General features: G+C 62.3%; 25 protein-coding genes and 1 tRNA gene. 12 read left to right on the top strand and 14 right to left on the bottom strand.

From position 1 onward, the window contains the following. Positions 1-124 precede the first annotated feature (124 nt). From X728_RS1000000171685 to X728_RS1000000171675, 3 genes are read left to right on the top strand one after another with little or no spacing between them, the layout of a single operon-like run. Entirely contained in the window at positions 125-451 is a 327-nt protein-coding gene (locus tag X728_RS1000000171685; RefSeq protein ID WP_245266172.1) for a hypothetical protein, read from the top strand. Continuing rightward, complete coding sequence (locus X728_RS1000000171680) at positions 438-722, top strand: hypothetical protein (RefSeq protein ID WP_245266174.1); 285 nt, start codon at positions 438-440, stop codon at positions 720-722. Before X728_RS1000000171685 ends, X728_RS1000000171680 begins: the two co-directional genes overlap by 14 nt. Then, the gene (locus X728_RS1000000171675; RefSeq protein WP_348625637.1) at positions 677-952 is read left to right on the top strand and encodes a GNAT family N-acetyltransferase; all 276 of its coding nucleotides are present in this window, start codon (positions 677-679) and stop codon (positions 950-952) included. Before X728_RS1000000171680 ends, X728_RS1000000171675 begins: the two co-directional genes overlap by 46 nt. A 13-nt stretch (positions 953-965) precedes the next feature. On the opposite strand, the gene X728_RS146750 is transcribed toward X728_RS1000000171675, so the two are convergent. The 7 genes from X728_RS146750 to X728_RS146780 all read right to left on the bottom strand — a co-directional run bounded on the left by X728_RS146750 (position 966) and on the right by X728_RS146780 (position 8,493). Next, positions 966-1,784, bottom strand: coding sequence for an MBL fold metallo-hydrolase (locus tag X728_RS146750; protein WP_023832186.1), 819 nt, complete (start codon positions 1,782-1,784; stop codon positions 966-968). Positions 1,785-1,787: 3 nt separating this feature from the next. Further along, positions 1,788-2,576: a TatD family hydrolase gene (locus X728_RS146755; protein ID WP_023832185.1), complete on the bottom strand. Its 789-nt coding sequence runs from the start codon at positions 2,574-2,576 to the stop codon at positions 1,788-1,790. Beyond that, positions 2,576-4,126, bottom strand: a complete 1,551-nt coding sequence (gene metG, locus X728_RS146760; RefSeq protein WP_023832184.1) for a methionine--tRNA ligase — start codon at positions 4,124-4,126, stop codon at positions 2,576-2,578. The genes X728_RS146755 and metG overlap by 1 nt, the downstream gene beginning before the upstream one ends. Before the next feature lie 90 nt (positions 4,127-4,216). Beyond that, on the bottom strand, positions 4,217-5,272 hold the full coding sequence (locus X728_RS146765; protein ID WP_023745049.1) for a DNA polymerase III subunit delta': 1,056 nt from the start codon (positions 5,270-5,272) through the stop codon (positions 4,217-4,219). Next, on the bottom strand, positions 5,269-5,943 hold the full coding sequence (gene tmk / locus X728_RS146770) for a dTMP kinase (protein WP_023668949.1): 675 nt from the start codon (positions 5,941-5,943) through the stop codon (positions 5,269-5,271). The genes X728_RS146765 and tmk overlap by 4 nt, the downstream gene beginning before the upstream one ends. 72 nt (positions 5,944-6,015) lie before the next feature. Beyond that, entirely contained in the window at positions 6,016-7,182 is a 1,167-nt protein-coding gene (locus tag X728_RS146775; RefSeq protein WP_023736648.1) for a D-alanyl-D-alanine carboxypeptidase family protein, read from the bottom strand. Between the two features lie 102 nt (positions 7,183-7,284). Next, positions 7,285-8,493 (bottom strand): septal ring lytic transglycosylase RlpA family protein, encoded by a 1,209-nt coding sequence (locus X728_RS146780; protein WP_023830024.1) that lies wholly within the window; start codon positions 8,491-8,493, stop codon positions 7,285-7,287. Between the two features lie 295 nt (positions 8,494-8,788). On the opposite strand from X728_RS146780, the gene X728_RS0135555 reads away from it, so the two are divergent. Together X728_RS0135555 and X728_RS146785 are read left to right on the top strand one after the other, a co-directional pair. Further along, a complete protein-coding gene (locus X728_RS0135555; protein WP_027050850.1) occupies positions 8,789-9,268 on the top strand; it encodes an MgtC/SapB family protein in 480 nt (159 codons plus the stop codon). 210 nt (positions 9,269-9,478) lie between these two features. Continuing rightward, a tRNA-Ser gene (locus X728_RS146785) sits at positions 9,479-9,568 on the top strand. 147 nt (positions 9,569-9,715) lie between these two features. On the opposite strand, the gene X728_RS1000000171065 is transcribed toward X728_RS146785, so the two are convergent. Continuing rightward, a complete protein-coding gene (locus tag X728_RS1000000171065) occupies positions 9,716-9,877 on the bottom strand; it encodes a hypothetical protein (protein ID WP_023691300.1) in 162 nt (53 codons plus the stop codon). 186 nt (positions 9,878-10,063) lie between these two features. Here X728_RS1000000171065 and X728_RS146790 point away from each other — a divergent pair, with 186 nt between their 5' ends. After that, the gene (locus X728_RS146790; RefSeq protein WP_023668952.1) at positions 10,064-10,255 is read left to right on the top strand and encodes a DUF3606 domain-containing protein; all 192 of its coding nucleotides are present in this window, start codon (positions 10,064-10,066) and stop codon (positions 10,253-10,255) included. A 347-nt stretch (positions 10,256-10,602) separates the two neighbouring features. On the opposite strand, the gene X728_RS146795 is transcribed toward X728_RS146790, so the two are convergent. Next, the gene (locus tag X728_RS146795; protein ID WP_023668954.1) at positions 10,603-11,325 is read right to left on the bottom strand and encodes a hypothetical protein; all 723 of its coding nucleotides are present in this window, start codon (positions 11,323-11,325) and stop codon (positions 10,603-10,605) included. A gap of 431 nt (positions 11,326-11,756) precedes the next feature. Here X728_RS146795 and X728_RS1000000167900 point away from each other — a divergent pair, with 431 nt between their 5' ends. The 6 genes from X728_RS1000000167900 (at position 11,757) to rimO (ending at position 17,219) form a co-directional block, all read left to right on the top strand. Continuing rightward, the gene (locus X728_RS1000000167900) at positions 11,757-12,146 is read left to right on the top strand and encodes an FdtA/QdtA family cupin domain-containing protein (protein WP_023832183.1); all 390 of its coding nucleotides are present in this window, start codon (positions 11,757-11,759) and stop codon (positions 12,144-12,146) included. A gap of 40 nt (positions 12,147-12,186) precedes the next feature. Continuing rightward, a complete protein-coding gene (locus X728_RS146800; protein WP_196815089.1) occupies positions 12,187-13,407 on the top strand; it encodes an FAD-dependent oxidoreductase in 1,221 nt (406 codons plus the stop codon). Beyond that, positions 13,408-14,334, top strand: a complete 927-nt coding sequence (locus X728_RS146805; RefSeq protein WP_023832181.1) for a glycosyltransferase family 2 protein — start codon at positions 13,408-13,410, stop codon at positions 14,332-14,334. Between the two features lie 119 nt (positions 14,335-14,453). Then, complete coding sequence (locus tag X728_RS146810) at positions 14,454-14,861, top strand: DUF930 domain-containing protein (protein WP_032889884.1); 408 nt, start codon at positions 14,454-14,456, stop codon at positions 14,859-14,861. Between the two features lie 263 nt (positions 14,862-15,124). Continuing rightward, positions 15,125-15,784 carry a TerC family protein gene (locus tag X728_RS146815; RefSeq protein WP_023668959.1) on the top strand — a complete coding sequence of 220 codons (660 nt, stop codon included), beginning with the start codon at positions 15,125-15,127 and terminating at the stop codon, positions 15,782-15,784. Between the two features lie 121 nt (positions 15,785-15,905). Beyond that, entirely contained in the window at positions 15,906-17,219 is a 1,314-nt protein-coding gene (gene rimO, locus X728_RS146820) for a 30S ribosomal protein S12 methylthiotransferase RimO (protein ID WP_023691314.1), read from the top strand. A gap of 139 nt (positions 17,220-17,358) precedes the next feature. On the opposite strand, the gene X728_RS146825 is transcribed toward rimO, so the two are convergent. The 5 genes from X728_RS146825 to X728_RS146845 all read right to left on the bottom strand — a co-directional run bounded on the left by X728_RS146825 (position 17,359) and on the right by X728_RS146845 (position 23,289). Further along, positions 17,359-18,426 carry a BMP family ABC transporter substrate-binding protein gene (locus X728_RS146825; RefSeq protein WP_023682527.1) on the bottom strand — a complete coding sequence of 356 codons (1,068 nt, stop codon included), beginning with the start codon at positions 18,424-18,426 and terminating at the stop codon, positions 17,359-17,361. 50 nt (positions 18,427-18,476) lie between these two features. Beyond that, positions 18,477-19,397, bottom strand: coding sequence for an ABC transporter permease (locus X728_RS146830; RefSeq protein WP_023682526.1), 921 nt, complete (start codon positions 19,395-19,397; stop codon positions 18,477-18,479). Next, positions 19,397-20,521, bottom strand: coding sequence for an ABC transporter permease (locus X728_RS146835; RefSeq protein WP_031193354.1), 1,125 nt, complete (start codon positions 20,519-20,521; stop codon positions 19,397-19,399). The genes X728_RS146830 and X728_RS146835 overlap by 1 nt, the downstream gene beginning before the upstream one ends. Beyond that, positions 20,518-22,095 (bottom strand): ABC transporter ATP-binding protein, encoded by a 1,578-nt coding sequence (locus X728_RS146840; protein WP_023682524.1) that lies wholly within the window; start codon positions 22,093-22,095, stop codon positions 20,518-20,520. The genes X728_RS146835 and X728_RS146840 overlap by 4 nt, the downstream gene beginning before the upstream one ends. A gap of 216 nt (positions 22,096-22,311) precedes the next feature. Beyond that, positions 22,312-23,289 (bottom strand): quinone oxidoreductase, encoded by a 978-nt coding sequence (locus X728_RS146845; RefSeq protein WP_023832180.1) that lies wholly within the window; start codon positions 23,287-23,289, stop codon positions 22,312-22,314. Positions 23,290-23,300: the final 11 nt, after the last annotated feature.

Raw genomic sequence — 23,300 nt, 5'->3', positions numbered from 1 at the left:
GTCGCATAAGATAGATTATGGAACTTGTGCATTAGACTGAAGCTGGAAATTGCTGCGATTTTCACGGGTTTGGCATGATCGACGCGTGTTGCCTTGAGCCGTTGGCCAACGCTACGCTGTGTCGATGACGACAGGAAAGCGTGACATCGAAGCGGCGATCAAAGTGTTCGTGCACGGCTTCAGCACCGACAAGAGCCGCACCTTTCCATACGAAGCCAGCCGCGTCGGACCCTTGTGGCTGATGCGCGATGCCGAGCGCAAGAATGCACGCGACTACCGTGGCGAAGAATGGATCGTCCATGACGTCGCCGCCGAGGAAGCCGATGCCATCGTGCGGCAGCATGCGCGGCCGGGCTTTGCCGTTTCGGTCGTGATCGCGAATGACGGCCCGGACGAACCAACGCGAACGGCCTACAAGGCGCTCGGCCGTTTCGGTCGTGATCGCGAATGACGGCCCGGACGAACCAACGCGAACGGCCTACAAGGCGCTCGGCTACCGGCTGCTGCGGACGGAAGGCTTTTTCGTCCAGTCGCTGCGCCAAATTCCAGACCCGCCAGCAATCGTCTCTATCGAACGCGTGAGGACGGCTGAACGCGCTGCACAACTGGAAAGGTCATACGCAGGCGGCCACTTCCAGACGATCAACTCGGCGACGATGCGCCGTTTCGCCAGTATGTGGCGCTCGATGGCGACGCCATCGTCGGGCGTGTGCGCAGCATAGACGCCGTCGGCGCCACATGGTGCTCGGCAATGTTTGTCGAGCCTTCGCACCGGCGTCGAGGCATCGGCCAGGCGCTGATGGCCAAGATGCTGCATGACGACAAAGCGCATGGGTCGCGGTGCTCGATGCTGTTGGCGACGCGTGCCGGAGCGCTGCTTTATCCCCGCATGGGCTATGAGCGGATTGGAACGCTGCTGATCTTCGCGCCGAAGAACCGAACGTCCTTATAAAGAGCTGTTCGTATCATGCTGACTCATAGGGAATTTCGATCACCATGCCGTCATAGGCCGGAGTGACGTTGGCCGGCACCTCGGCCTTGACCGTGGCAAAGTCGAGCGGCACATGCATATGCGTCAGCACGGCCTGTTTCGGCGCCAGTTTTTCAATCCAGCCAAGCGCCTGACCGAGCGACAGATGACTGGGATGGGTATGGTACTGCAAGGCATCGATGACCAGCATTTCCAGGCCGCGCAGCCGCTCGGCGGTGGCATCCGGGAAGTCGCTTATATCGGGGCAGTAGGCCAGCCCGCCGATGCGGAAGCCGAGCGAAATGATGTCGCCATGGATCTGCGGCAGCGGCTCGAGGGTGAGGGCACCGCCCTCGCCTTCGATCGTCACCGCCCTTGCGTGATCGATGATGTGCGGCCTGACGATCGGCGGATAGGAACTGCCAAACGGCGTCTCGAAGCAATAGCCGAACGCTTCGCGCAGCCTGAGCATGGTCGGCTGGTCGGCATGGACATCGATCAAATGGCGCTGCTCCAGCACGTAGCCGCGCAGATCGTCGATGCCGTGGATGTGGTCGGCGTGCGGATGCGTATAGACGACGGCGTCGATGCGCCGGACGGCCGCCATCAGCATCTGCTCACGGAAATCAGGCCCGGTGTCGATGACGACCGTGGTTCTGGCGCCGTTGGCTGCTATCCGCTCGACGAGCGCGGCTGAGCGTGTACGCCGATTTTTCGGATTGGCCGGGTCGCAATTGCCCCAATCGCCGGTGATGCGCGGCGTGCCGGGTGACGAGCCGCAGCCGAGGATGGTGAGGCGCAGCCGGTCGCTCATGCGTCAGAGCCCGGCGGGCCGCGGCATCTTGCCGAACAGCCGGAAGAAGTTCGCCGTCGTCAGCGTCGCGATCTCGGCTTCGCCAACGCCGACCGTCTCCGCCAGCACCTTGGCTGTATGCGCGACATAGGCCGGCTCGTTGCGTTTGCCGCGGAACGGCACCGGCGCCAGATACGGCGCGTCGGTCTCGACCAGCAGCCGGTCATGCGGCACATCGGCTGCGATGGCGCGTAAATCGGCGGAGTTCTTGAAGGTCAGTATGCCCGAGAAGGACACATAGCCACCAAGCGCCACGCCGACCTCTGCCAGCCGTCGCCCCGACGAAAAACAATGCAGGATGAAGGGGAAGGCGCCCTTCCCTGTTTCGTCTTCGAGGATGGCAGCCATGTCGTCATCGGCATCGCGCGAATGGATCACCAGCGGCAGCCCGGTCTCGCGCGCAGCTGCTATATGAGTGCGAAAACCCTGCGCCTGCGCATCGCGTGGCACCTTGTCGTAAAAATAGTCGAGCCCGGCCTCGCCGATCGCCACCACCTTCGGGTGCGCGGACAGGCGCACAAGGTCCTCAGCCGTCACATCCAGCTCTTCGCCGGCATTGTGAGGATGGGTGCCGACCGAGCAATAGATTTCGTCGAAACTCTCGGCAATCTCAAGCACTTGCGCAAACCGCTTCACGCGTGTCGAGATGGTCACCATGTGACCTATACCGGCAGCCTTGGCGCGGGCGACGATGGCGGCCCGCTCCTCGGTGAAATCCGGAAAGTCGAGATGGCAATGGCTGTCGACGAGCATCAGGCGCTCGCCTCAGGGTTTTCGACATAACGCGGAAACACGCCCTCCGGCGCGGGCAGCGCCGTGCCGGGCACCAGCGCATAGTCGGCATGGACATGCGCGAAGTCGCGCGTGTCCGCCGGCACCGCCAGCAGATCGAGCAGCTTGCCGGCCGACCCCGGAATGTAGGGCTGGCACAGCAATGCCACGCGCCGCACCAGTTCGGCGGTCGTCCACAGCACCGTTTCCATGCGCGCCGGATCGGTCTTCTTCAGCGCCCAGGGCGCCTGCGAGGCGAAGTAGCGATCCGCTTCCGCCACAACGCCGAAGATCGCCGCCAACGCGAGATGGATGCCCTGTTCCGCCATCGCCTGGCGCGCGGTACCCAGCGCTTCCACCGCCTGGTCGAGGATCGCGCTGTCGGCTTCGGTCAGCTCGCCGCGATGCGGCACCACGCCGCCGCAGTTCTTGGCGATCATCGACAGCGAGCGCTGCGCCAGATTGCCGAGACCGTTGGCGAGATCGGCATTTGTGCGGTTGACGATCGCGTCATGGCTGTAGCTGCCGTCCTGGCCGAATGGCACCTCACGCAAGAAGAAATAGCGCACCTGGTCGAGGCCGTAATGCTCGACCATGGTGAAGGGGTCTACGACATTGCCGACCGACTTCGACATTTTCTCGCCGCGGTTGAACAGGAAGCCATGCGCGAAGACGCGCTTCGGCAGTTCGATGCCGGCCGACATCAGGAAAGCCGGCCAGTAGACGGCATGGAAGCGGACGATGTCCTTGCCGATAATGTGCGTGGCCGGCCAGTAGCGCCATTGCTCGGCCTTGGTGTCGGGATAGCCGGCAGCGGTGATGTAGTTGGTCAAGGCATCGACCCAGACATACATCACATGCTTGTCGTCGCCGGGCACCGGCACGCCCCAATTGAAGGTCGTGCGCGAGACCGAGATGTCCTTGAGGCCGGACCTGACGAAGCTCATCACCTCATTTCGGCGCTCGGCCGGACCGACGAAATCGGGCTGGCTTTCGTACAGCGCAAGCAATTTGTCCTGATAGGCGGAAAGCCTGAAGAAGTAGCTTTCCTCCTCATTCCATTCGACCGGCGAGCCAAGCGGCTCGCGGCGCACGCCGTCGTCGCCAAGCGTGGTTTCGCTCTCTTCGAAATAGGCTTCCTGGCGGACCGAATACCAGCCACTGTAGCGGTCGAGATAGATGTCGCCATTGGCCGCCATCGCCTTCCAGATCGCCTGGCACGACTCGTAGTGGCGTGGTTCCGTCGTGCGGATGTAATCATCATTCGAGCCGCCCAGGACCTCTGTCATCGAACGGAAGATCGCCGAGTTGCGGTCGGCAAGCGCGAGTGGCGTTATGCCTTCCTTCTCGGCCGTCTGCTGCATCTTGAGGCCGTGTTCGTCAGTGCCGGTGAGGAAGAGCACGTCCTTGCCGTCCAGGCGCTGGAAGCGGGCCAGCGCGTCGGTCGCAATGACCGTATAGGCGTGGCCGATATGCGGCTTGCCGTTCGGATAGAAAATTGGTGTCGTGATGTAGAATGTGTCGCGTGACATGAATTAACCGTCATGAATGGCCGAATGAATGTGAGCGGTGGATATCGCATCGAGACGGCGATTGCCATCCCGCCCCAATGCCGAAACCGGTCACATTCGCATTGCGGAATTCAGGCGGTCGATCATGGTCAAGGCGTGCTGCTTCTTGTCAAGATTGTAGGTATCGGTCTCAGATATGGCGTTCAGCGCCTCGTGCCAAGTGTCGGACAGCGTTTTCGCCCGCGCGAGATCCCCAGCCAGCGCGGCTTCACTGGCGCCGGTGGAGAGCAGATCGAGCGCGCGGCGGTTGAAGATGTCGAACTGGATCGCCTGGTCGCGGCCGGCGACGGCCTCGGCAAGGCGATAGGCGCCGGCGATGTCGCTCCTGCCCGACGTGACCAGGGCGTCGAGCGTGCCGGCAATCTCCAGCCCGCCATATTGGGTCAGAAGGATCGCATTGCGGGCGCTGCCCCCTGCCCGTTCCGCCAGTGCCGCGCGCGCGGCAGGATCGGAAGGTGGCGGCGGCTCGACGGTTTCCAGAACGCTCATCAGGCTGCCGGCATCGAGCGGCGTCAGCCGCACCATCTGGCAGCGCGAGCGGATGGTCGGCAAAAGGCTGCCCGGCGCATGCACGATGAGGATGAACAGCGTGCGGCTCGGCGGCTCCTCGAGGTTCTTCAGCAAGGCATTGGCGGCGTTGGTGTTCATGTCGTCGGCCGGATCGACGATCACCACCCGGTAGCTGCCGTCATGCGAGGTCAGCGACAGGAAGCGGTTGACCTTGCGGATCTCGTCGACGGTGACGACCGTCTTGAAGCTCTTGGTCTTGTCGTTCAGCGGCCTGGTCAGATGCAGCACGCCGGGATGCGCCCCGGTGGCGATCTGGCGAAACAGCGATGAGGCCGGATCGGGAACGGCAAACACATCCGGCGCCTGGTCGAAGGCCGGATGCTTCAACAGATGGTGCGCCAGGTGAAAGGCAAGCGTCGCCTTGCCGATGCCGATCGGCCCGGCAAAGATCACCGCATGCGGCAGTTTTCCCGAGCGATAGGCGGCAGCGAGCATCGCGGCCGCCTGCTCATGGCCGACCAGGCGCAGCGTCTCGGACGGCTCCGGTACACCGTCCAGCGTGTCGTGCTGCTCGGGAGCGATGCGTTCGAAGATCATGCGGGCGCCGCCTGTCGGTTGCGCGCGGGCGCCCTCGCCTCAAGTGCGGCGAACACCACCGCGGTGATGACATCCTCCACCGCAGCGGGAGGCGCCGACGCGTCGATCACGATGCAGCGGTCCGGCTCGGCCGCTGCGATCGCCAGGAAGGCGTCACGGCGGCGCTGGTGGATGTCCAGCGTCTCCTTTTCGAAGCGGTCCGGACCGTCCTCGGCGCCACGCCGCGCGGCGGCGCGCCGCAAGCCCTCGGCGGGGTCAATGTCAAGGATCAGCGTCATGTCCGGCATCATGCCGTTGATGGCGACCTCCTCCAGAGCTTCCATGAAAGCCGGATCGAGGCCGCCGGTGACGCCCTGATAGACGCGCGACGAATCCAGGAAACGGTCGCAAAGCACGATGGAGCCGCGCTCCACCGCCGGCCGGATGACCTGCTCGACATGGTCGGAGCGTGCGGCGGCAAACAGCAGCGCCTCCATCTTCGGCCCGAAAGGCTCGGCGGCGCCGGACAGGAGCACGTGCCTGACCGCCTCGGCGCCGGGTGACCCCCCGGGTTCGCGGGTGAGGAGGACATCGTATTTCTTGGCGCGCATCTTCTGGGCCAGCCGCTCGATCTGCGTCGACTTGCCGGCGCCCTCGCCGCCTTCGAAGGTGATGAAAAATCCGCTTGCCAATCGAAAGGCCTTTGTCCTGCTTTGCGCTGGTGTCTTAGTCCGCGCCCGAGAAAAGGTCCACGCCGCAGGAACTCAACGCAGCCAGCCTACGGCCAGTTCCCTGGCGGCATCAAACGCTCGTTGCGGCAGTGTGCCGACGCCAACCGATTCGGCGGCGAAAAGCGGGGTTTCCTGGCTCAGCGTGTCGCCGATCCAGACGCGCAGCGCGCCGACGGGCTGTCCCTCCTCCACCGGCGCCGATACCGGCCCCTGATAGACGATCCTGGCGGTCAGCTTGTCGCGGTTGGCGATCGGCAGCAGGACGTCGATGGGCGCCTTTGCCTTCAGCGCTACGCTGGATTTGGCGCCGCCGAACACCTGGGCCTCGCCGACCACTTCGTTGCTGGCGAAAATCTCGGTCTTCTCGAAGGAGCGGACGCCCCATTCAAGCAGCTTGCGCGCTTCCTCGGCGCGCTCGCGGTCGTTGGCCAATCCGCTCATCGCCGCGATCACCCGCGTCCCGTCATGGCTGACCGAGCCGACGATGCCGAAACCGCCCGCCTCACTCGACCCGACCGCCAGCCCATCGGCACCGATGCCCATGGCCAGCAATGGGTTGCGGTTCTTTTGCGAGATCTTGTTCCAGGTGAAATCGGCCCGGCCGTAATAGAGATAGAGATCCGGATATTCGCGCCATATATGCAGGCCAAGCTGCGCCAGTTCGCGCACTGTCGTCTGCTGGCCGTCGGCCGGCAGGCCGGTGGAATTGACAAATGTCGATTTCGGCAGCCCGATCTGGCGCGCGCGATCGTTCATCTGCGCCGCGAAATTCTCTTCCGAACCGGCCATGCCTTCGGCCAGCACCATGCAGCCGTCATTGGCGGCCTGTATGGTGACCCCCTGGATCAGATCCTCGACCCGGATCGCCGATTTGAGCTTGGCAAACATGGTCGACGTTCCCGAAGGCGCACCGCCCTTGCGCCAGGCATTTTCCGAAACCACGAAGGTGTCGTCGAGGCTCATGCGCTTCGACTTGATGGCGTTGAAGACCATCTCCATCGTCATCAGCTTGGCCATCGAGGCCGGCGGGATCGGTTGGTCGGCATCCTTGGAAAACAGCACCGTGCCGGTTTCGGCATCGATCATGAAAGCCTGCGTGGCCTTGGTCTCAAAAAGCTGCGCGTTGGCCGGAACCAACGCGGCAAGCAAGAAGCCAAGGCCAAAAAGCCCGGCAAAAGGGTGGAAAAGGCGAAATCGCATGAAGAGGCTCGACTGTTAGCCGGCAGAAACTTGCCGCAACGCTATCAGGCTTCTTCCCGGCGGATCAACCGCGCAATGACAAAACCGGCGTGCCTTTGTTGGTCAGTTGCGCACAGCCAGCGCGTCCGGCGCGCCATGCGACCATGCCGCGCGCAAGAGGTCGTCGACATTGCCATGGCCATCCGGATAGAGATTGACCGCGTACCAGTCATTGCCGTCGAGTTCGGTGCTCTGGATTTCGGTCCTGCCGAACGGTTCGAGAGCCGCAGCCACCCGCTTTGCCTCGGCAGCATCGTCGAAGGATCCGGCGGCGACATAGTCGGAAACGGCAGGCGATGCCTGCGGGTTGGATTTCTTCCACGATTGCAGGATGTCGGCTGGCGACATGCCCTGGTCGTCAAGCGCTGCAAAGACGTCGGCGCGCTGTACGCGCTCATCCGCATAGGAGAGCGAAGCCACGGCAAAGGACGATTCCGGGCGCTGAGGCACGATCGGCCCGAATTCAGGCAGCGTCACATCGCTTGAGGCCGGTGCCTGCATCGACATCACTGGCTGTGTGTCGGAATTCGTCAACTGACCAGGAAACGGCACTACGGCAGGGGGTGCGCCAACAGATAGGCTCGGCGAAGGTCCGTTCATCGCCACCATGACGCCGGTCGGCAAGCCATCGGACGGGTCCGGGCGGTTGTTGCCCGGGCGATAGGAGGCGACCAGATATTGGTCGTCGTCGCCGTCGAGCGGCGCGCGGCCGATATATTCCACTTTGACCCTGGCCGTGCCGACCTTGGCATAGTCGAGCATTTGCGCGGCGCGTTCCGAGACATCGATGATGCGTCCCTCATGATAGGGGCCGCGGTCGTTGACGCGCACGATGACCGAGCTTCCGGTCTCGGTGTTGGTGACACGGGCATAGCTCGGCAGCGGCATGGTCGGATGCGCCGCGGTCAGATGGGTCATGTCGTAGACTTCGCCATTGGCTGTGAGACGACCGTGGAAGGCATCGCCATACCAGGAGGCGAGACCGACCTTGGCGTAGCGCTTGTCTTCCTTGGGGTAATACCACTTGCCGCGCACCTGATAGGGCTTGCCCAACTGGTCGCGGCCGCCGCCGCGCCGCATGTACTGAACGCGCGGGCTGGCCTTCACGCCGTACTCGGTCTCGGCAAAATATTCCTTCGAGCGAGGCTTCTTGTAGACCATGGCTTTCGGCTCGGACTGCGGCGACGCGCACGCGGCCAGCAACGCAGCCGAAAGAGCGCACAACACCAAAGCAGGAGCGCGACGAAGACGCCGATGCGTCGTGGTCTGCATGTTTTCCGATGTCCCCTACCGTCTCGACACAGGCGCCGCTTCTAGAATTTCGGCGGAGCCAGATGAGCAATGCCTGCGACGCGCCAATCCCCATCCCTTGTGCGCAGGAATTGTTTATCAGCGTATTAATCGATTGTGTCCGGAACCGGGCAGGAATGTGGCGGCCAGGTCCCGGGCTGGCCGGGCGCCTGTGAGGAGGCATCCGAGACCTCTGTCCTTTGGAGTCTGGAAGTGAACCTGTGGCATGAAGCGCGGCTGCCTGGAACCGACCGACCCGAGATACGTTCTGCGCCTCATGGATGAATTCATTGAACGTTTCGGGCAACAGACGTGGCTGCCCTTTTCCGTAATTTCAGCCAGGCTTTTGCTCGCGGCCGTCCTTGGCTCCATCGTTGGGATCGAACGCGAATGGCGTAACCGACCGGCCGGATTGAGGACACACATCCTGGTCTGTGTTGCGACGGCTCTAATTGCCATCCTCACGATCGAGATTACTCATCTTCACGTCTTCGATGGTCAGGAAATCGCCATTGATCCTATCCGCTTGATCGAAGCCACGACTGCCGGCGTGGCATTTCTGGCCGCGGGCTTGATCTTCTTCTCCAAGGGCGAGGTTCAAGGGCTTACCACTGGGGCGGGCATGTGGCTGGCAGGCGCCATAGGCCTGGCGGTTGGGCTCGGGTTCTGGCAGATCGCGGCTTTGGCTACCTTGCTCGCACTTGTCGTGCTGGGTCTTCTGCAACTTGTGCAGGTCGGCAGCAAGGATCGCAATTAGATCCCGGCTCCTTCGAAAACGGGTTCGCAGCTCCGTTCGGGTAACGAACGCCACCCCCTATTATCCATGGCAGCGCCGATGGTTGACTTGGCGATGGGCAACGCTCTAGAGAAATGAACCGCAAGCTGGTCCGGAAGGATAGGTATCATTCGATACCAACTGTCGTTCACTGGGTCGGTTGATGTTCCTAGATGATTGAAAAGTCACGTTGGAGGGATGGCCGAGCGGTTTAAGGCACCGGTCTTGAAAACCGGCGTGGGTGCAAGCCCACCGTGGGTTCGAATCCCACTCCCTCCGCCAGATATTTGGCTACCGTGCTGAATTGCCTCTGTATTTTCAAAGAGGGCCAAATCTTTCCTAAGTTATTCCTAACTTTCTAAAACGAAGAAGCCTGCCACCGCGAGGCAGCGGGCCAGCGTGAGCGCAAACGTTGCGCCAGCCTCAGGATCAACGTTCGTCCTGGCGATAGAGCCGTTTGGTCGCGCGGTCGCTTTCCATGCGTTCTGCAGGACCACGGTGGCGTCGGGTCATAAGAACGTATGCCATCAATAGGGCCAGCAACAGTGGCCCACCAGCAACGACGATCAACCACATCACACTTTCAAACATGAGGCATCTCCTTCACGTCACAACCGTCAAGGAGAAGAACCGTTCCGTTCAAAGTTACAGCAACACCAGCACCTCCTGCGACTGAGGGCCGTTTTCCCATGTGACCGTTTCGGAAATCCGGGCTCCGCTGCAACAAAAGGCTGCGGCTGCACGTTGCGGTTGATCATTCAACCAGGAGCAAAGCAAATGGCCGACGACAAAACGAAGACGGACTTCCGCGATCGGGACCGCGTCTCTGCCGATGAGGATTATGAAGTCGAGTATTTCGCCACCAAGGCCGGCATCACCCCGCAGCAGGTCAAGGAATTGATCGCGAAGCACGGCAACCGACGCGAGACGCTGGAGCGGGAAGCGAAGGCTCTGGGGAGCGGTAGGTAGGCCGGCATGCCAGAGTACCAGGTGGAAGAGTGGCATGGAGAGGAGTGTGTCTCAACTCAGGCCACGAGCGCCGATGATCCGTTATCTGCGGTAGAGAAGGTCACGGGCCAAAGGGTGTCGCCTAGAGCGCTTCAGGAGCATTGGTTTCGTGTGGTCGATGAAGATGCGCGAAGCACGCATGAATTCAGCCTTGAGGACGGCGGCCCGGCTGGAGATTTCGCAAAATAGCCATGACCAGAATCTCGGACCTGCATTGGGACCAACGCTGCAGATAGGCGAGAAAGGTGCAGCCGCCGGGCGGACCCGACGGCTTATCGTCGATTGGATCGCTGCCGCCGCATGGGGCCTTAAGGCGCGGCCGGCGCCAGCTTGGCGGCTACTTGGTCGATCTTGTCGGCAAGTACGCTATTGGCCCAATCTGTCACCTCAGGGTCAACGGGCTTGTTGGCCATTTGGGCAAGGGCTGCATCGATCGATGGGACGTTGGCAGCGGCAGCTGTGGCGGCGGTCTGAGCAGCGGCCGCATCCTGGGTGGCGTCATCGAGCGCTGCCTGTGCTGCATCGAGGTCGGCCTGCGTCGGGACATCTTCGGGCGGGGTATTCGGGTCAGCCGCTTTCGCATTCAGCGCGTCGAGCGCCGCTTTGGCGTCGGCAACCGCCTGATTAGCGGCATCGAGCGCCGATTGAGCGTTCTTGGCTATTGCCGACTGTGTCACAAAAGCCTGCACGCCAGCGAAGTTCTTGCTCTTGGAGTGCATAAAGGCGTTGGCGTTGCGCTGCAGTGAGTTCAATCGGCCCAGCTTGGCATGGATATTCTTTTCCTTGGACACTGAACCGGTAGCGGCCTTGGCGACCTGGCCCTTGGCGGATGCCGACTTGCCGAGCGAACCGCCGCCTCCGCCATTGCCGCCAGCATTACCGTTTCCTCCGCTATTGCCATTGCCATTGCCGTTACCGTTACCATTGCCATGGCCGTTACCATGGCCGTTGCCACCAGCAGCAGCCAGGGCCGGCGACACCAGAAGCGAGAACACCGCAAATGCAGCAAAAAGGGTCTTTCGGGATGTCATAACTACCTCCGAGATTGCCACCGCCACTAACCGCTATAGCGGGCAACATGAGGAATCGCTAACACAAAGGGTAAACTTGGATATAGCTGTGCTTTCATTGCGAGAACGAAGCGGCCGGCCGGCGAAACGCCAACCAGCATAACTCTTTGAAATTGCTGAAGTAGATCACCCTCGTTGGGACCGGCCGGCCTTCCGAACTCAAAGGTCCTAGACCGCTCGGACCAAGGTCTTAAGCCGTGGTTTCGGCCGCGACTCAGAAGTCGTGACGGCGCGGCGACCTTCGGTAGTCGGCACCGTATCGGCCTGAGGCCGAGCTCGACATCGATCCGCTGCTGTGTCCCAAAACACCGCCTAAGTGGTTGTATTCTCTGTCTTTTGATATAAGCGCTAGTCTGAGGTAAATTTCGACCGGCATCTGGCGGGCTTACGTTATGCAGCATCGAACGTTCTTTGGCGGCAAGGTCACCGAGATCCCCACTTCGTTACATTGCGATCCCAGGGGAATGCTGACCGCTATCGAGTTCAGCGGTTACAATTTCCAAGCCGTGCGGGCGTTCGTCGTCACCGCGCCGCGCGGCACGTCGCGGGGCGGACATGCACACGGCTCGGGCCGGCAATTGATGATGCAGCTGTCGGGCCAGATCGGCATCGAATTTCGCTATCAGGAACAGATCGAACGGCTGACGCTCACCGCATCGAACCGCGCGGTGCTGGTCGATGCCCCGGTGTGGGCGCTGCAGACCTATGAAGGCGAGAACCCGTCTTTGCTGGTTTTCTGCGATACCGAATACGACCCTGAAAACTACGTATCGAACCCCTGATGACACTCATCGGGAAAGGAGAGGCGATGCGCGCCAGGACATGACAGCGCCTCGCGGCAGAATGGCTATTCTCGGCGCCGGCATCATGGGCGCCAGCCTCGCTCTCATGATGGCCCGCAGAGGCTACGCGGTGTCCCTCTTCGACAAGGAGAGCGAGCCGATGGCCTGCGCCAGCCGTTGGAACGAGGGCAAGATTCATCTCGGCTATCTCTACGGGAACGATCCCTCGCTGCTGACCGCCCGGCATCTGCTTTCGGGAGGACTGTGTTTCGGCAGGCTTGTTTCCGAGCTGATCGGAAGCAATCTGGAAGCGCACACGACCCTTTCGGAAGACCTTTATCTGGTCCATCGCAACTCGATCGTCGCTGCCGAGGCGCTGGGGGCGATCTTTGAACGTGTGGATGTATTGGTGCGCAGCCACGCTGACGCCACCAGCTACCTTGCCGACGTATCGGCGGCGCGATCGAATCGGCTTTCCAAAACTGAATTGGCCGATGTCACCAACTCGGACCAGATCGTCGGGGGCTTCCAGGTGCCGGAGCGATCCGTCAACACGCGATGGGTTGCCTGCCGGCTTTGCGCGGCGCTTCGGGGTGAACCCAATATCAGCTTGCGGATGGCGTCCAAAGTCCTGTCGGCACAGCCGGTGGACGGAATTGACGGGAAATGGCGCGTGGCGGTCGCAGGCAAGAAAAGTGAGGCGTTCGACATCGTCGTCAATTGCCTTTGGGAGGGGCGGCTGGCTGTCGACCGCACGGCCGGCATCGAGCCGGTTCCCGGATGGTCGCACCGCTACAGGCTTTGCCTGTTCGGCCGCACCAGGCAGCCTGTCGATGTGCCGTGCGCGGTCGTCGCCCTTGGCCCGTTCGGCGACATAAAAAACTATGACGGGCGCAACTTCTATCTCTCCTGGTACCCGAGCGGGTTGCTTGCGGAGAGTGGCGAATTGTCGATCGAAACGCCGCAAGCGCTCGATGCCGACGCACGACAGCGGTTCATCGGCGACGTTCGCGCCACGCTCGCCCGGTTGGTGCCCAGTGTTTCCAGCATGTTCGACGATGCCGAGGAGCTTGAGGTACGCGGCGGCTTCGTGTTTGCGCAAGGGCGTGGTTCGCTCAGCGACCCGAAAGCCACAATCCATCGCCGCGACCAATTCGGGGTCAACCGCCTGGGCAACTACATCTCGGTCGACACAGGTAAATATTCGACGGCGCCGTGGCTTGCCGACAGGCTGGCGCGGCAAATCTGCGGGATCGAGTGAATGGGTGAGACAGAACAGGGCGGCGCGAAGCAGGTAGCGCAGAAACAAGTCCAGCTTCGATCCGGCTGGCGGCCGAAGGTCACGGCGCTGGTGCCATGCTACAATTCGGCGGCATTCATTTCGCGTACGCTGGACAGCCTCGCCGCGCAGACCTGGGACAATATCGAGATCCTGGTCGGGGAGGACAATTCGACCGACGCGACATTCGAGATCGTTTCAGCCTTCGCCGGCGGCCGCGACGATGTCCGTATCCTGCGCCGGGACAAAAACCTGGGATGGCTGAAGAACTCCAACGATCTGATGGCCAATGCCAGCGGCGAATTGATGTTCTTTGCCTTCCATGACGACGTCATCGATCCAACCTATATCGAGGCGCTGGTGCGGGCGCTCGATGCCAATCCCGAGGCCGTACTGTCGTTCAGCGATGTCGAAGTGATCGAAGTCAGCGGCGAAAGTGCCACGTGGAAGTTCGACCTGCTGGAGGGCTTGCAGGACGGTTTTGCGCGTGGCCGGGCGATGGCGCGCCAGCCGCATGGATGGTGGGTTCCCAATCGTGGGATATTCAGGGCCTGGGCGTTCCACCGTAGCGGCGGGATCAAGCCCAACAGCCAAGGCGAATTCAGCGCCGACTGGACCTGGCTTCTGCATCTGTCGCTGCTCGGCGGCTTTGTCCGCGTGCCGCAAGTGCTCTGCCACAAATACTACCGGGCGGGCAGCATCAGCCGGCGCTGGGACCGCAACAGCACCCAACGAAGGGCCTTGCGGGCGGCGGGGATAAGGGAGGTCTGGCACAGCGAGGCCGGCCTTGCACAGAGAACCTTCCTCGCTGTCTATATCGCCTTGCGGCCGTGGCGGTGGGTGCCGCGATCGCGAGAAGCGCAAAGATGGCGAAACAGGCAATCGGTGCATGGCAGCCCGGACAAATAAGAATGGCGCCGGCGACGTATCAAAGCGGCTGCGTCAAAACAACCTGCCCGGCCAACGGCGATTTCCGCGCATATCCGGCTGCCCCAAAATGGCACTCCGGTTGATTTTTCACGCGAGTTATGGTCGTTCTCCCGCCCATGAAAAAACTATTCCTTGCGGCGCTGGCCTCGGTGACCCTGGCCTGGCCCGCCCACGCGATGGACGCCGCCCTGCGCGCCGGCCTGCTGAAACTCGACCCGGAGACCCGGCTGGAGCAGAGATGCGACGCCGAAGTGCTCGACCGCATCAGCCATGACGACCACAAGTACAAGGCAGACCGCGTCGTCGCCTACGCCTTCGCGACGCCGGAAATGAAGGCCGATGCCATCCGCAGCCCGGGCGCTGCCTTCCGCAGCAAGGGGCAGTGGTACCGGCTGAAGTTCAAATGCGAGACGGCGCCTGACCATATGGAGGTCCTGCAGTTCCGTTACCGCATCGGCGACGAGATTCCGGAAGCCGACTGGGCGAAGTACAATCTCTACGACTGAATTCGCTGCGACCAGAATTCTCTCTGGCAGAACGACCTTCCCTATTCCCGTGGCTTTCAGCGTCGGCGGTTAGAGCGGTTCAGCCTTTTTATGGAGCAGCTGACCCACTGTAACTCTTTGTTTTTGCGTAATTCCGGACGGAAAACCGCTACGCACTTTTCCTGGAATTGCGCCGGCAGTCTCTTGACGCGCGGGAACCATACACGTTAGGGCGTCGGCATATCCGACGACGAACACGCCGATACAGCAAGGGGCTCCGGTCGATGGACATTTTCAGCGCTGCAAGCATGACGGCCCTCCTCCAGGTCATCGCCATCGATCTGGTGCTTGCCGGCGACAATGCCATCGTCATCGGCCTTGCCGCCGCCGGTCTGCCGGTCGAGCAGCGCAAGAAAGCCATCCTGATCGGCGTGTTGGCGGCGACTGTGCTGCGCATCCTGTTTGCCGCCGTCACCGTCAAGCTTCTTGCCATTGTCGGCCTGCTGCTGGCCGGCGGCATCCTTTTGTTGTGGGTGTGCTGGAAGATGTGGCGCGAGCTGCGGACGTCGCATGCCGACGAGTTCGAGGCGACCGAGGCGCTCTCCGATTCCGACCTCAACAGCGACAGAACGGTGGGTGGCAAGGCGCCGCGCAAGACGCTCGGCCAGGCGGCCCTGCAGATCGTCGTCGCCGATGTTTCGATGTCGCTGGACAATGTGCTGGCGGTCGCCGGTGCGGCGCGCGATCATTTTCCCGTGCTTGTCATAGGCCTGGTGCTGTCGATCGCCTTGATGGGCTTGGCCGCGAGCTTCATTGCCAAGCTGCTGCATCGCCACCGCTGGATCGCCTATGTCGGCTTGCTGATCATTCTCTACGTCGCGATCGATATGGTCTATCGCGGCGTTGTCGAGGTCTGGCCGCATGTCAGTCCTGTGGTGAGCTGACGCTGCCGGTCCCACAGCTTCTGTAGCAGCATGGTCGCGTTCGCCGCAGCCGCTGCACATACCAATGCCGCAATAAGTGTGGTACTGGCCGCCGATCCCGAAAAACCCGGAATGTTTTCTCATGTCTGCGCCTCGCGTCAGTTTCGTCAGCCTTGGATGCCCGAAGGCGCTTGTGGATTCCGAGCGCATCATCACGCGCCTGCGCGCCGAAGGCTATGAGATCGCACGCAAGCATGACGGCGCCGACCTTGTCGTCGTCAACACCTGCGGCTTTCTCGATTCAGCCCGCGACGAATCGCTCAACGCCATCGGTTCGGCGCTTTCGGAAAACGGCCGGGTGATTGTCACCGGCTGCCTCGGCGCCGAGCCGGACGTCATCCGAGAGAAGCACCCCAACGTCCTCGCCATCACCGGCCCGCAGGCCTATGAGAGCGTGATGGCCGCGGTGCATGAGGCGGCGCCGCCCAGCCACGATCCCTATATCGACCTTCTGCCGCCGCAAGGCGTCAAGCTGACGCCGCGGCACTACGCCTATCTCAAGATTTCCGAAGGCTGCAACAACCGCTGCACCTTCTGCATCATTCCGGCACTGCGCGGCGACCTCGTCTCGCGCCCGGCGGCCGATGTGCTGCGCGAGGCCGAGAAGCTGGCCAAGGCCGGGGTCAAGGAATTGCTGGTCATCTCGCAGGACACCAGCGCCTACGGCATCGACATCAAGTACCAGACGTCGATGTTCGGCGACCGCGAAGTGCGGGCGAAATTCCTCGACCTGTCGGAGGAGCTGGGCAAGCTCGGCATCTGGGTACGCATGCACTATGTCTACCCCTACCCGCATGTCGCCGATGTCATCCCGCTGATGGCGGATGGAAAAATCCTTCCCTATCTGGACATCCCCTTCCAGCACGCCTCGCCGCAGGTGCTGAAGAACATGCGCCGTCCAGCCCATGGCGAAAAGACGCTGGAGCGCATTCGCGGCTGGCGCGAGGTGTGCCCGGATCTGGCGATACGCTCGACCTTCATCGTCGGTTTCCCCGGCGAGACCGACGAGGATTTCGAGATGCTGCTCGACTGGCTGGACGAGGCCAGGATCGATCGCGCCGGCTGCTTTAAATACGAGCCGGTCCGCGGCGCCCGCTCCAACGATCTCGGCCTCGAACAGGTGCCGCAGGAGATCAAGGAAGCGCGCTGGCATCGCTTCATGCAGCGCCAGCAGAAGATCTCGGCGACGCAGCTGGCCAAGAAGGTCGGCAAGCGCCTGCCGGTGCTGATCGACGAGGCGCATGGCACGTCTGCCAAGGGCCGGACAAAATACGACGCGCCCGAGATCGACGGTTCGGTGCATATCCAGTCGCGCCGCCCGCTGCGCCAAGGCGACATCGTCACGGTCAAGATCGACCGCGCCGACGCCTACGACCTTTACGGCTCGGCGGTTTAGAAAATTACCAAAAAGGGCGCCTCCCGGCGCCCTCGGATTTTTGGCACAGCCCTCGGCGCGGTTTCGCAGTCGAAGCGTGCAGCCCGCGAAATGAAAAAGGGCGCCGCGCGGCGCCCCTTCTCCTTTGCGTTTCCGATATTTACTGCGGCAACTTGTCGTCGACGCCCTTCACATAGAAGTTCATGCCGAGCAGCGTGCCGTCGTCGGCGACTTCGCCGTCCTTGAGCCACGGCGTGCCGTCCTGCTTGGCGACCGGTCCGGTGAAGGGGTTCCAGCCATCTGCGATTTTCTTGGCGGTTGCCTCGGCCATCGCCTTCACATCGTCCGGCATGTTGGTGAAGGGCGCCAGCTTGACGGCGCCGTCCTTGATGCCGAGCCAGACATTGTCCGGCTTCCAGGTGCCGTCGAGCGCTGCCTGAACGCGGCTGATGTAGTACGGCCCCCATTCGTCCGTCAGCGAGGTCAGCTGCGCGTTCGGCGCGAACTTGATCATGTCGGAGGACTGGCCGAAGCCGTGCAGCTTGCGCTCTTCCGCCACCTGCAAGGCAGCGGTGGAATCGGTGTGCTGAACGATGATGTCGGCGCCCTGATCGAACAGTGCCTTGGCCGCGTCAGCTTCCTTGCCCGGATCGAACCAGGAGTTCACCCAGACGATCTTGGCCTTGAAGTTCGGGTTGACCGACTGCGCGCCGAGCATGAAGGAGTTGATACCCATCACCACTTCGGGGATCGGGAAGGAAACGATATAGCCGGCGACCCCTGCCTTCGATTCCTTGGCGGCGATCTGGCCGAGCACATAGCGGCCTTCATAGAAGCGCGCATTGTAGATGCCGAGATTGTCAGCGGTCTTGTAGCCGGTGGCGTGCTCGAACATCACTTTGGGGAACTTCTTGGCGACCTTCACTTCCGGATCCATGAAGCCGAAAGAGGTGCCGAAGATGATCTTGCAGCCTTCGCGCGCCAGACGCTCGAAAGCGCGGTCGGCATCGGGACCTTCCGAGACGTTCTCGAGATAGGCGGTTTCGACCTTGTCGCCGAGCGCCTTTTCCACCTCGAGGCGGCCCTGGTCGTGCTGGTAGGAATAGCCGAAGTCGCCGATCGGGCCGGTGTAGACCCAGCATGCCTTCAACTTGTCGGCGGCCTGCGCGGACGCCGCCAGTGACATGGCGGCGGTCGTGGTCATCAACGCAATAAGCAGTTTTTTCATTGTGTTACCTCTCTGAGTTTAGCCTTGGAGCTTCCCGTTTGTTTTTGTTGTCAACGATCCGGAACGAATGGCTGCCCCAAGGAAGCCGGCGTGTTCATCATCGTCAGACGCTTGTTGCGCGAGATTAGAACGAGAACCACGACGGTTGCCAGATAGGGCAGAGAAGAAAGCAGCTGCGAAGGCACCGGAATGCCAAATGCCTGTGCATGAAGCTGGCCGATCCACACCGCGCCGAAGATGTAGGCGCCGGCGAGCACGCGCCACGGCCGCCAGGAGGCGAAGACGACCAGCGCCAGCGCGATCCAGCCGCGGCCCGCGCTCATGTTCTCCACCCATTGCGGCGTGTAGACCAGCGACAGATGGCCGCCGGCAAGGCCGGCGCAGGCGCCGCCGAAGATGACCGCGAGATAGCGGTAGCGGATGACCTTGATGCCGAGCGCATGCGCCGATGTGTGGCTGTCGCCGATCGAGCGCAGAGTGAGGCCGGTGCGGGTCTTGAACAGGAACCACATGACGGCCGCCGTCAGCGCGATCGAGATGTAGAAGATCGGGTCCTGGCCGAACAACAGCCTGCCGACCACGGGAATGTCGGTGAGCACCGGAACGTAGAGGTTTGGCAGCCGCTCGCCGGGCTGGCCGACGAAGCTGGTCCCCATCATGCCGGAAAGGCCGAGGCCGAGCAGCGTCAACGACAGGCCGGTCGCCACCTGATTGGTGGCGAGCGACAGCGTCATCACCGCAAACAGCAGCGAGAACACCGCGCCCATGGCAATTGCCGCCAACAGGCCCATCCAGGGCGATCCCGTGAGATAGCCGGCTCCGAAGCCGCCGACGGCGCCCATGATCATCATGCCTTCGACGCCGAGGTTGAGCACGCCGGAGCGCTCGACCACCAGTTCGCCGATGGCCGCTATTAAAAGCGGCGTCGCCGCCGTGGCGATGGTCAAAAGGATGTTGACGGCGATGTCCATCAGCGGGCTTCCTTCAACTTCGGCGCGGCTTCAAGCTTCGCCGCGCTTTTCGTCAGCGCCATGCCGACCAGACGGATGCGATAGTGGATGAGCGTGTCGCAGCCGAGCACGAAGAACAAAAGCATGCCCTGGAACACGCGTGCCACTTTGTCGGAAATGCCGAGCGCGCTCTGCACCGCCTCGCCGCCGAGATAGGTCAACGCCAGCACCAGGCCGGCGGCGACAATGCCGAGCGGATTGAGCCGGCCGAGGAACGCGACAATAATGGCGGTGAAGCCGTAGCCGGGCGAGATCACCGGCTGGAGCTGGCCGATGGCGCCGGAGACTTCCGAAATGCCGGCAAGCCCAGCCAGCGCGCCTGACAGCAGGAAGGCGAAGAACACCATGCGGTTGAGGCCGAAACCGGCGAAGCGCCCTGCCCTCGGGCTGGAGCCGAGCACGCGGACCTCAAAACCCTTGAGCAGGCGGCTCATCAGCACCCAGATCAGCACGGCTGCAACAAGCGCGAAGACAAAACCCCAATTGGCGCGGCCGGCATCCGGCATCAGTTCCGGCAGGACCGCCGAGTCATTGAACTGGATCGTCTGCGGGAAACCGTGGCCCTGTGGATCGCGCCAGGGGCCGCGCACCAGCCAGTCGAGGAAAAGCTGGGCGACATAGACCAGCATCAGGCTGGTCAGGATTTCGTTGGTGCCGAAGCGCGTCTTCAAGAGAGCCGGGATTGCTGCATAGGCGGCACCGCCGACCATGCCGAACAACAGCATCAGCGGCAGCACCAGCGGGCCTTCGAACCCGGGAAACAGCACCGGAATGGCCGAGCCGAAAATGCCGCCGAGGATGAACTGTCCCTCAGCGCCGATGTTCCAGATGTTGGCCTTGTAACAGACCGACAGGCCGACCGCGATCAGGATCAACGGCGCGGCCTTGATCGCCAGCTCATGCAGCTGCCAGACCTGGCTGATCGGCTCGATGAAATAGATCTCAAATGCGCTCAGCGGGTTGACGCCGAGCAGCGCGAACAGAACCGCGCCGGCGATGATCGTTAGGGCGAAGGCGATGAAGGGCGACAGCGCCGAAAAGAGCATAGAGCGCTGCGGGCGTTTGACGAGTTCGAGGCGCATCATGCCGTCTCCAGACCATGTTCGGCGTGGCCAGGCTCGGCGCCGCCCATCAACAGACCGACCTTTTCGAAAGTTGCCTCGGCGATCGGCAGCGGTTTGGACAATTCGCCATTGTGCATGACCGCGATCGCGTCCGAAATCTCGAACAGCTCATCGAGGTCCTGGCTGATGACCAGAACTGCCGAGCCGCTGCGCGCCAGTTCGATCAGCGCCTGGCGGATGTGGGCGGCGGCACCGGCGTCGACGCCCCAGGTCGGCTGGTTGACGACCATGACGGCAGGGCTGCGGTCGAGTTCGCGACCGACGATGAATTTCTGCAAATTGCCGCCCGAAAGGGCCGCAGCTTCCGGATCGGGCGCGCTCTTGCGCACATCCATCGCCACGATGATGCGCTGGGCGGCGGCATAGACCGCACCGCTTTTGACGGCGCCGCCGGCGCCGACAAAAACCTTGCCGTCGGTGGCGTGCCGCGACAGAAGCAGGTTTTCCGAAAGCTTCATGCGTGGCGCCGCGCCATGGCCGAGGCGTTCTTCCGGCACGAAGGCAGCGCCCATCAGCCGCCGGCCTGTGATCGAGAGCGAGCCGGCATCCTTGCCGCGGATGCGCACGGATGCGGCGTCCTGCTGCAGCACCTCGCCGGAGACGGATTCGAAGAACTCGCCCTGGCCGTTGCCGGCGACACCGGCAATGCCGATCACCTCGCCGGCGCGCACAGTGAGGTTGATATTCTTCAGCGGAATCGAAAACGGCGTTGCCGGCTTGCGGCTGAGGGCGCGGATTTCGAGCAGCGGCTGCGCGGTCTCGATGCCTTCGGCCGGCGCACGCACCACGGCCTTCACCTCGTTGCCGACCATCATGCGGGCCAGCGACGAAGCCGTTTCCTCGCGCGGATTGCAATGGCCGACGACCTTGCCGTGACGCAGCACGGTCGCGCGGTCGCAAATGCGTTTGACCTCTTCCAGCCGGTGCGAAATGTAGAGGATGGATTTGCCCTCGGAGCGCAGGCGCTCCAGCGTCTCGAACAGCTTGTCGGCTTCCTGCGGCGTCAGCACCGAGGTCGGCTCGTCGAGGATGATGAGCTGCGGCGTCTGCAACAGGCAGCGGATGATCTCGATGCGCTGGCGTTCGCCGACCGAGAGATCGCCGACCAGCGAGTCCGGATCGAGCGGCAGGCCATAGCTGAAGGAAAGCGCCCTCGCCTTGGCCGCGATCGAGCTGATCGGTGAGCCGTCATCCAGAGACAGAGCGATATTCTCGGCCGCGGTCAGCGCCTCGAACAGCGAAAAGTGCTGAAACACCATGCCGATGCCGAGCTTCTTCGCCATGCCCGGACTGGTGATCCGCACCGCTTCCCCGTTCCAGAATATCTCGCCGGAATTGGGCTCCAGCGAGCCGAACAGCATCTTGACCAGCGTCGACTTGCCGGCGCCGTTTTCGCCAAGCAGCGCGTGGATCTCGCCCTTGGCGATGTTGAGGTCGATATGATCGCACGCCGTCAGCGTGCCGAATATCTTGGTCAGGCCACGAACCTCAAGCAGGTTCGCTCCATCATGATCTGCACTCACAGTGCCTCCCATCCGGTTCCCGGACATGTTCTGTGTTCCCGCCAACATCGTATGCGCTGGCCGCTCTCGTGCGAAAGCAGCACCCACCTTGAAAGAGCTTCAAGAATTTCAGCGGAAACTCAAGGGGTAAAGATAGACCCGTTTCGCACAACAAACCGACCGACCGGTTTTTCGTGCAAACAGTGCCTGGGCGCCGCGGCAAAGCACTGAAAGGAAGGCAAACCTCCGTCAGGGGATCAGTATTGTCGTACCCGTGGTCTTGCGCCCTTCGAGATCGGCTTGCGCCTTGCCGGCGTCCTTCAGCGCATAGCGCTGGTTGATCTTGATCTCGACCGCGCCGCTCAACACCACATCGAACAATGCCGCGGCGGAGATTTCGAGGTCTTCACGCTTGGCGTTGTAGACGAACAGCGTCGGCCTGGTAGCGAACAGCGAGCCCTTCTGCGCCAGCACCGACATCGAAAATGGCGGGATCGGTCCAGAGGACTGACCGAAAGAGACGAACATGCCGAGCGGCTTCAGACAGTCGAGCGAGGCCGGGAATGTGTCGTTGCCGACCGAATCGTAGACGACGTCACATTTCTTGCCGCCGGTGATGACGGCGACGCCGGCGACGAAATCCTGCTCCTTGTAGTTGATGACATGGTCGAAGCCATGCGCCTTGGCGAGCTCGATCTTGTCGGTTGAGCTTGCCGTGCCGATCACGGTGGCGCCGAGATGTTTTGCCCATTGTCCCAGGATCAGCCCGACGCCGCCGGCGGCGGCATGAAACAGGATGGTGTCGCCTGCCTTCACCTTGAAGGTCCGGCGCAACAGATACTCCGCCGTCATGCCTTTAAGCATCATGCCGGCGGCCTGTTCGTCGCTGATGCGGTCCGGTACCTTGACCACGCGGTCGGCGGCGACAATGCGCTGTTCGGCATAGGCACCGACATTGACGGCATAGGCGATGCGGTCGCCCGGCTTCAGCCAGTCGATGCCTGCGCCGACCTCGAGAACCACACCTGCCGCCTCGCCGCCCGGGATCAGCGGGAAGCCGCCGGGCGGCGGATAGAGGCCGATGCGGTGATAGACATCGATGAAATTGAGGCCGATCGCGGTGTGCCTGACCAGGATCTGCCCGGCGCCGGGTTGCCCCGGATCGGCGTCTTCATAGGTCAGGACTTCCGGACCGCCATGGGCGTGGATACGGATTGCTTTGGACATTTGTGGGCTTT

The organism is Mesorhizobium sp. L103C119B0 (genome assembly GCF_000502235.1).
GTDB lineage: Bacteria > Pseudomonadota > Alphaproteobacteria > Rhizobiales > Rhizobiaceae > Mesorhizobium.
The sequence above is the reverse complement of the archived record's forward strand: the minus strand, read 5'-3'. Positions and strand labels throughout refer to the sequence as shown.

Coding starts and splice junctions, on each gene's coding strand:
- X728_RS1000000171685 (WP_245266172.1), top strand. CDS start 125: ATGACGACAGGAAAGCGTGACATCGAAGCGGCGATCAAAGTGTTCGTG.
- X728_RS146750 (WP_023832186.1), bottom strand. CDS start 1,784: ATGAGCGACCGGCTGCGCCTCACCATCCTCGGCTGCGGCTCGTCACCC.
- X728_RS146755 (WP_023832185.1), bottom strand. CDS start 2,576: ATGCTCGTCGACAGCCATTGCCATCTCGACTTTCCGGATTTCACCGAG.
- metG (WP_023832184.1), bottom strand. CDS start 4,126: ATGTCACGCGACACATTCTACATCACGACACCAATTTTCTATCCGAAC.
- X728_RS146765 (WP_023745049.1), bottom strand. CDS start 5,272: ATGATCTTCGAACGCATCGCTCCCGAGCAGCACGACACGCTGGACGGT.
- X728_RS146775 (WP_023736648.1), bottom strand. CDS start 7,182: ATGCGATTTCGCCTTTTCCACCCTTTTGCCGGGCTTTTTGGCCTTGGC.
- X728_RS146780 (WP_023830024.1), bottom strand. CDS start 8,493: ATGCAGACCACGACGCATCGGCGTCTTCGTCGCGCTCCTGCTTTGGTG.
- X728_RS0135555 (WP_027050850.1), top strand. CDS start 8,789: ATGGATGAATTCATTGAACGTTTCGGGCAACAGACGTGGCTGCCCTTT.
- X728_RS1000000171065 (WP_023691300.1), bottom strand. CDS start 9,877: ATGTTTGAAAGTGTGATGTGGTTGATCGTCGTTGCTGGTGGGCCACTG.
- X728_RS146790 (WP_023668952.1), top strand. CDS start 10,064: ATGGCCGACGACAAAACGAAGACGGACTTCCGCGATCGGGACCGCGTC.
- X728_RS146795 (WP_023668954.1), bottom strand. CDS start 11,325: ATGACATCCCGAAAGACCCTTTTTGCTGCATTTGCGGTGTTCTCGCTT.
- X728_RS1000000167900 (WP_023832183.1), top strand. CDS start 11,757: ATGCAGCATCGAACGTTCTTTGGCGGCAAGGTCACCGAGATCCCCACT.
- X728_RS146800 (WP_196815089.1), top strand. CDS start 12,187: ATGACAGCGCCTCGCGGCAGAATGGCTATTCTCGGCGCCGGCATCATG.
- X728_RS146805 (WP_023832181.1), top strand. CDS start 13,408: ATGGGTGAGACAGAACAGGGCGGCGCGAAGCAGGTAGCGCAGAAACAA.
- X728_RS146810 (WP_032889884.1), top strand. CDS start 14,454: ATGGTCGTTCTCCCGCCCATGAAAAAACTATTCCTTGCGGCGCTGGCC.
- X728_RS146815 (WP_023668959.1), top strand. CDS start 15,125: ATGGACATTTTCAGCGCTGCAAGCATGACGGCCCTCCTCCAGGTCATC.
- rimO (WP_023691314.1), top strand. CDS start 15,906: ATGTCTGCGCCTCGCGTCAGTTTCGTCAGCCTTGGATGCCCGAAGGCG.
- X728_RS146825 (WP_023682527.1), bottom strand. CDS start 18,426: ATGAAAAAACTGCTTATTGCGTTGATGACCACGACCGCCGCCATGTCA.
- X728_RS146830 (WP_023682526.1), bottom strand. CDS start 19,397: ATGGACATCGCCGTCAACATCCTTTTGACCATCGCCACGGCGGCGACG.
- X728_RS146835 (WP_031193354.1), bottom strand. CDS start 20,521: ATGATGCGCCTCGAACTCGTCAAACGCCCGCAGCGCTCTATGCTCTTT.
- X728_RS146840 (WP_023682524.1), bottom strand. CDS start 22,095: ATGGGAGGCACTGTGAGTGCAGATCATGATGGAGCGAACCTGCTTGAG.
- X728_RS146845 (WP_023832180.1), bottom strand. CDS start 23,289: ATGTCCAAAGCAATCCGTATCCACGCCCATGGCGGTCCGGAAGTCCTG.